The sequence below is a fragment of the Streptomyces sp. NPDC042259 genome (assembly GCF_055582085.1).
This window is the reverse complement of sequence record NZ_JBVJDW010000003.1, coordinates 208,508-215,052: the sequence shown is the minus strand read 5'-3', so window position 1 is coordinate 215,052 and position 6,545 is coordinate 208,508. Positions and strand designations below refer to the sequence as shown.

Annotated in this window: 6 protein-coding genes; all 6 read right to left on the bottom strand. The window is 68.1% G+C overall.

Going from position 1 to position 6,545, the window contains the following annotated elements:
* Nucleotides 1-148: 148 nt before the first annotated feature.
* The gene (gene pssA / locus ACZ6MA_RS10020) at nt 149-997 is read right to left on the bottom strand and encodes a CDP-diacylglycerol--serine O-phosphatidyltransferase (RefSeq protein ID WP_469432554.1); all 849 of its coding nucleotides are present in this window, start codon (nt 995-997) and stop codon (nt 149-151) included.
* On the bottom strand, nt 984-1,631 hold the full coding sequence (locus ACZ6MA_RS10015; RefSeq protein ID WP_469432553.1) for a phosphatidylserine decarboxylase: 648 nt from the start codon (nt 1,629-1,631) through the stop codon (nt 984-986). The genes pssA and ACZ6MA_RS10015 overlap by 14 nt, the downstream gene beginning before the upstream one ends.
* Nucleotides 1,632-1,800: 169 nt before the next feature.
* Nucleotides 1,801-3,006 (bottom strand): acyl-CoA dehydrogenase family protein, encoded by a 1,206-nt coding sequence (locus ACZ6MA_RS10010; RefSeq protein WP_469432552.1) that lies wholly within the window; start codon nt 3,004-3,006, stop codon nt 1,801-1,803.
* A 1-nt stretch (nt 3,007) separates the two neighbouring features.
* Complete coding sequence (locus ACZ6MA_RS10005) at nt 3,008-3,520, bottom strand: MaoC family dehydratase (RefSeq protein WP_469433129.1); 513 nt, start codon at nt 3,518-3,520, stop codon at nt 3,008-3,010.
* 5 nt (nt 3,521-3,525) lie between these two features.
* Nucleotides 3,526-4,503, bottom strand: coding sequence for an HpcH/HpaI aldolase/citrate lyase family protein (locus ACZ6MA_RS10000; protein WP_469432550.1), 978 nt, complete (start codon nt 4,501-4,503; stop codon nt 3,526-3,528).
* Nucleotides 4,500-6,512, bottom strand: a complete 2,013-nt coding sequence (locus ACZ6MA_RS09995) for a protein meaA (RefSeq protein ID WP_469432548.1) — start codon at nt 6,510-6,512, stop codon at nt 4,500-4,502. The genes ACZ6MA_RS10000 and ACZ6MA_RS09995 overlap by 4 nt, the downstream gene beginning before the upstream one ends.
* Nucleotides 6,513-6,545 lie beyond the last annotated feature (33 nt).

Here is a 6,545-nt window from a genome sequence, read left to right as displayed (position 1 = left end):
AGGAGGGGGGGAGGCCGGGAAGCGAGTTGGGAGCAGGGCTCCCTCCGGTAGGAAGAATCCCACCAGAGAGAAAAGAGGGGGGGGGGGGGGGGGGCCCCCCCCCCCCCCCCCCCACGCCGTTGACCGGTTCCTACAGGCGCTACCGCGCCTACCGCGCAGCCGCGCGCGCCTCGCGGCGGTTGTCGCGGAAGGTGTTCACCCGGCGGGCCGTCGCGAAGAGCGGGATGACCGCGCCGAGGACGACCTGGAGGGCGCAGCCCGTCTGCAGGAGCAGCTCGCCGCCGGGGGCCTCGAAGGCCCACGCGGCCAGCAGGCCCATGCTGAGCATGATCCAGCCGAGCATCGCCACCGCCAGGCGGCCCCGCGGCTTGGGGTACTCCACCCGGCTCACCATCAGCCACGCCACGCCCACGATCGCGAGCAGCGTCGGGATGAACGGCAGCTCCAGGAGCACGATCGAGACCACCGTCAGCGCCCCGAAGGGGCTCGGCATGCCCTGGAAGATCCCGTCCCGCAGCTGGACGCAGCTGAAGCGCGCCAGTCGCAGGACGACCGCGAGCAGCACCACGATCGCCGCCACCGCCGAGACCCGCTGGTGCGCGTCGTCGGCGACCATGCCCCACACGACCACGAAGTACGCGGGCGCCAGCCCGAAGCTGATCAGGTCGGAGAGGTTGTCCAGCTCCGCGCCCATCGCCGAGCTGCGGAGCTTGCGCGCCACGAGCCCGTCGAACAGGTCGAAGACCGATGCGAGGAGCATCAGTATCACCGCGGTGGCCGCACTGTGGCGGGCCATGCCGCCGTCCTCGTTGCCCGTCAGATGCGGGATGAGGACGCCGGTGGTGGTGAAGTACACCGCCATGAAGCCACAGATCGCGTTACCCAGCGTGAGGGTGTCCGCTATCGACAGCCGGGTCGACAGCGGCATGTCGTCCGTGTCGTCGGCCTCCACCTCGGGCACCCAGGAGGTCTGTGTCTCCGGATCAATCACGGTCAAGGCGTGTCACCCCTGCCGTGGTGGCCTGGCCGACCTCGACCGCGACCTCGACACCCTCCGGGAGGTAGATGTCGACGCGCGAGCCGAAGCGGATCAGGCCGATCCGTTCGCCCTGCTCCACCTTCGTGTTCTGCGGAACGTAGGGAACGATGCGACGGGCGACGGCGCCGGCGATCTGCACCATCTCGATGTCACCGAGTTCGGTGTCGAAGTGCCAGACGACGCGCTCGTTGTTCTCGCTCTCCTTGTTGAACGCCGGGATGAACCCGCCGGGGATGTGCTCCACGGACGTCACCGTGCCGGCCAGCGGCGCGCGGTTGACGTGGACGTTCAACGGGCTCATGAAGATCGCGACGCGGGTGCGCCCGTCCTTCCACGGCATGATGCTCTGCACCACACCGTCGGCCGGGGAGATGACCCGCCCTTGCGTGATCTCGCGCTCGGGGTCGCGGAAGAACCACAGCATGCCCGCCGCGAGCGCGGTGGTGGGCACGGCCAGCGCCGCCCAGCGACCGGAGCGCCGGGCGCGGGTGAGGCTGACCGCCGCGGTGGCGACGGTCGGGAGGAGCCACGGCGATGCTCCGCGCGCAAGGCGGACGCGGCCGCGTGGTGCAGAGGAAGAGCTGTGGGGCATGGATGACCTTCGTGGCGGAGGGTGCCGCGTAACGATTGGGGGACGGCGGCTTTCCGGGGATGGTATCGGTTTACGGCGGCAACTGGGCAAGCGCCAGGGCCAGTCCGTGGCCGAACGCCGATGACAGGGTGTGATCTTCTTCTCTAGCAAAACACCCCTAACCGGACATTTATCCCTGGATTCGGTACTCCTCGAGTAGCCGGCGGCCGATGATCATTTTCTGGATCTCGGCGGTACCTTCACCGATCAGCAGCATCGGGGCCTCGCGGTAGAGGCGCTCGATCTCGTACTCCTTGGAGAAGCCGTAGCCGCCGTGGATACGGAAGGCGTCTTCGACCACCTCCTTGCAGTACTCGGAGGCCAGGTACTTGGCCATTCCTGCCTCGAGGTCGTTCCGGCGGCCCGAGTCCTTCTTACGGGCCGCGTTCACCATCATCGCATGCGCCGCTTCGACCTTTGTGGCCATTTCGGCCAGTTTGAATTGAATAGCCTGGTGTTGCGCGATGGGTTTTCCGAAGGTGTGACGCTGCTGCGCATAGGAGACGCCCAGCTCGAAAGCGCGCTGAGCGACGCCGCAACCACGGGCCGCGACGTTCACCCGTCCGACCTCGACGCCGTCCATCATCTGGTAGAAGCCCCGGCCGGTGGTCCCGCCGAGCACCCGATCGGCCGGGACGCGCAGCCCGTCCATGATCAGCTCGGTGGTGTCGACACCCTTGTAGCCCATCTTGTCGATCTTGCCGGGAATGGTCAGCCCCGGCTTGACCTGGCCGAACCCCGGCTCCTTCTCGATCAGGAAGGTGGTCATCGACTTGTGCGCGGCGGTTCCCTCGGGGTGCCCCTCGGCCGTCCGGCACAGCACCGCGACCAGGGTCGAGGAGCCGCCGTTGGTGAGCCACATCTTCTGACCGGTCAGGACGTAGTCGTCCCCGTCCCGCACGCCCTTGGACGTGATGGCGGACACATCCGAACCCAGGCCCGGCTCCGACATCGAGAAGGCACCCCGGACGTCGCCCGCTGCCATCCTCGGCAGGAAGTACTCCCGCTGCTCCTGGGTACCGTGCTGCTTGAGCATGTACGCGACGATGAAATGCGTATTGATGATCCCGGACACACTCATCCAGCCGCGGGCGATCTCCTCGACGCACAGCGCGTATGTGAGAAGGGACTCACCGAGGCCGCCGTACTCCTCCGGGATCATCAGGCCGAACAGCCCGAGTTCCTTGAGGCCCTCGACTATCCGCGTCGGGTATTCGTCCCGGTGCTCCAGTTCGGTCGCGACCGGGATGATCTCTTTGTCGACGAATTCACGGACGGTCGCGAGGATTTCCCGCTGGACGTCCGTCAGCCCGTCGGTCTGCGCGAGGCGGCCCATCTCACTTCTCCCGGACGATCGGTTCGGGGCGGCCGGGCTGTTCCCCGCCGCGCTCCTTGATGTACGTGGCGGTGGGGACCATCACCTTGCGCCGGAAGACGCAGACGACGGTGCCGTCCTGCTTGTAGCCCTTGGTCTCGACGTAGACGATCCCGCGGTCGCTCTTGGACTTCGACGGCGTCTTGTCCAGCACGGTCGTCTCGCCGTAGATCGTGTCGCCGTGGAAGGTCGGCGCGATGTGCCGCAGCGACTCGACCTCCAGATTGGCGATCGCCTTGCCCGAGACGTCCGGGACCGACATGCCCAGCAGCAGCGAGTAGACGTAATTGCCCACCACGACGTTCCGGCCGAAATCGGTCGTCCGCTCCGCGTAGTTGGCATCCATGTGCAGCGGGTGATGATTCATCGTGAGCAGACAGAAAAGGTGGTCGTCGTATTCGGTGACCGTCTTGCCGGGCCAGTGCTTGTACACATCGCCGACGGTGAATTCCTCGAAGGTGCGGCCGAACTGCATGGTGCTCACGCCTCCGGGATCTCGAACTTGGAGTGACGGGTCATGCCGGCCGCGCGGCCCTTGCCCGCGACCACGAGCGCCATCTTCCGGCTGGCCTCGTCGATCATCTCGTCACCGAGCATCGCCGAGCCCTTCTTGCCGCCCGCCTCGGACGTGCAGTAGTCGTACGCGTCGAGGATCAGCTCGGCGTGGTCGTAGTCCTCCTGCGAGGGCGAGAACACCTCGTTGGCCAGCTCGACCTGGCCCGGGTGCAGCACCCACTTGCCGTCGAAGCCCAGCGCCGCCGCGCGCCCGGCGACCTCGCGGTAGCCCTCCTCGTTGCGGATCTGCAGGTAGGGGCCGTCGATCGCCTGGAGGTCGTTGGCGCGGGCCGCCATCAGGATCCGCATGAGGATGTAGTGGTAGGCGTCCGCGGAGTAGCCGGGCGGCTGCTCGCCGACGACCAGGGACTTCATGTTGATGGAGGCCATGAAGTCGGCCGGGCCGAAGACGATGGTCTCCAGCCGCGGCGAGGCGGCGGCGATGTCGTCGACGTTCACCAGACCCTTGGCGTTCTCGATCTGCGCCTCGATGCCGATGCGGCCGACCTCGAAGCCCATGGTCTTCTCGATCTGCGTCAGCAGCAGGTCGAGGGAGACGATCTGCTGGGCGTCCTGCACCTTCGGCAGCATGATGCAGTCGAGGTTCGGGCCGGCCCCCTCGACGACGGTGATGACGTCCCGGTACGTCCAGTGCGTGGTCCAGTCGTTGACCCGGACCACCCTGGTCTTGCCCGTCCAGTCGCCGTTGTTGAGCGCGTCGACGATCGTGTGCCGGGCGCCTTCCTTGGCCAGCGGGGCGCAGGCGTCCTCCAGATCCAGGAAGACCTGGTCGGCGGGCAGGCCCTGGGCCTTCTCCAGGAAGCGCGGGTTGCTGCCGGGGACGGCGAGGCAGGAGCGGCGCGGACGCAGGCGGTTGACGGAGCCGGCGGCAATACCAGTCATGCGGAGACCTCCAGAGGGTCGAGCTTGTTCGCTTTCCGGATCTCGTCGACGATACGGCCGATGATCTCCGTGATTCCGAAGTCCTTGGGTGTGAAGACGGCCGCGACACCGGCCGCCCGCAGGGCGGTGGCATCGGCCGAGGGGATGATGCCACCGACGATCACGGGCATGTCGTCGGCCCCGGTGGCCCGCAACCGGGCCAGGACGTCCGGCACCAGTTCGGCGTGCGAGCCGGAGAGGATGGACAGGCCCACGCAGTGCACGTCCTCGGCGACGGCCGCCGAGACGATCTGCTCCGGGGTGAGCCGGATGCCCTGGTAGACCACCTCGAACCCGGCGTCACGGGCCCGTACGGCGATCTGCTCGGCGCCGTTGGAGTGCCCGTCCAGGCCCGGCTTGCCCACCAGCAGGCGCAGCTTGCCGCTGCCCAGCTCCTCGGCGGTGCGGGCGACCTTCTCGCGGACCGCCGCGAGCGGAGTGCCCGCCTCGGCGGTGACCGCCACCGGGGCGCTGCTCACGCCGGTGGGGGCCCGGAACTCGCCGAAGACGTCCCGCAGGGCCCAGGACCACTCCCCGGTCGTCACACCGGCGCGGACACACTCCAGCGTGGCGGCCATCAGGTTCTCCGTGCCCGCCGCCGCCTTCTTCAGCGCCGACAGCGACTCCTGGGCCCGGCCCTCGTCGCGGTTGTCGCGCCAGGAGTGCAGGCCCGCCACCACCCGGGCCTCGTTCGCCGGGTCGACCGTCATGATCGCGGCGTCGAGGTCGGCGGTGAGCGGGTTGGGCTCGGTGGACTCGTAGCAGTTGACGCCGACGATCTTCTCCTCGCCGGCCTCGATCCGGGCCCGCCGCTCGGCGTGCGAGGAGACCAGCCGGGACTTCAGATAGCCCGACTCGACGGCCGCCATCGCGCCGCCCATCTCCTCGATCCGCGCCATCTCGGCCAGGCACTCGTCGGTCAGCGCCGCCACCTTGGCCTCGACGACGTGCGACCCGGCGAAGATGTCCTCGTACTCCAAAAGATCGCTCTCGTGCGCGAGGACCTGCTGGATGCGCAGCGACCACTGCTGGTCCCAGGGGCGCGGCAGGCCCAGCGCCTCGTTCCAGGCGGGCAGCTGCACGGCCCGGGCGCGGGCGTCCTTGGAGAGGGTGACGGCCAGCATCTCCAGCACGATGCGCTGGACGTTGTTCTCCGGCTGCGCCTCGGTCAGCCCGAGGGAGTTGACCTGGACGCCGTAGCGGAAGCGGCGCTGCTTGGGGTTCTCGATGCCGTACCGCTCCCGGGTGACCCGGTCCCAGATGCGGCCGAAGGCGCGCATCTTGCACATCTCCTCGACGAAGCGGACCCCGGCGTTGACGAAGAACGAGATCCGGGCCACGACATCGCCCTTGCGCTCCTCGGGCACCTGGCCGGAGGCGAACACCGCGTCGAGCACGGCGATCGCCGTGGACATCGCGTACGAGATCTCCTGGACCGGAGTGGCCCCCGCCTCCTGCAGGTGATAGCTGCAGATGTTGATCGGGTTCCACTTGGGGATGTTGTTCACCGTGTAGGTGATCATGTCCGTGGTCAGCCGGAGGCTGGGCCCCGGCGGGAAGACGTGCGTCCCGCGGGAGAGGTATTCCTTGACGATGTCGTTCTGGGTCGTCCCGGAGAGCTTGGTGACGTCGGCGCCCTGCTCCTCCGCCACCACCTGGTACATCGCCAGCAGCCACATGGCCGTGGCGTTGATGGTCATGGAGGTGTTCATCTGCTCCAGCGGGATGTCCTGGAACAGCCGCCGCATGTCACCGAGATGGGAGACCGGGACCCCGACCCGCCCGACCTCGCCGCGGGCGAGGATGTGGTCGGGGTCGTAACCGGTCTGCGTCGGGAGGTCGAACGCGACCGACAGGCCGGTCTGGCCCTTGGCGAGGTTGCGCCGGTAGAGCTGATTGGACGCCTCGGCCGTGGAGTGCCCGGCGTAGGTCCGCATCAGCCACGGACGATCCTTCTGACGCTCAGTCATGTGGTCTTCGTCTTTCGGTGGTCAGACGGCGCG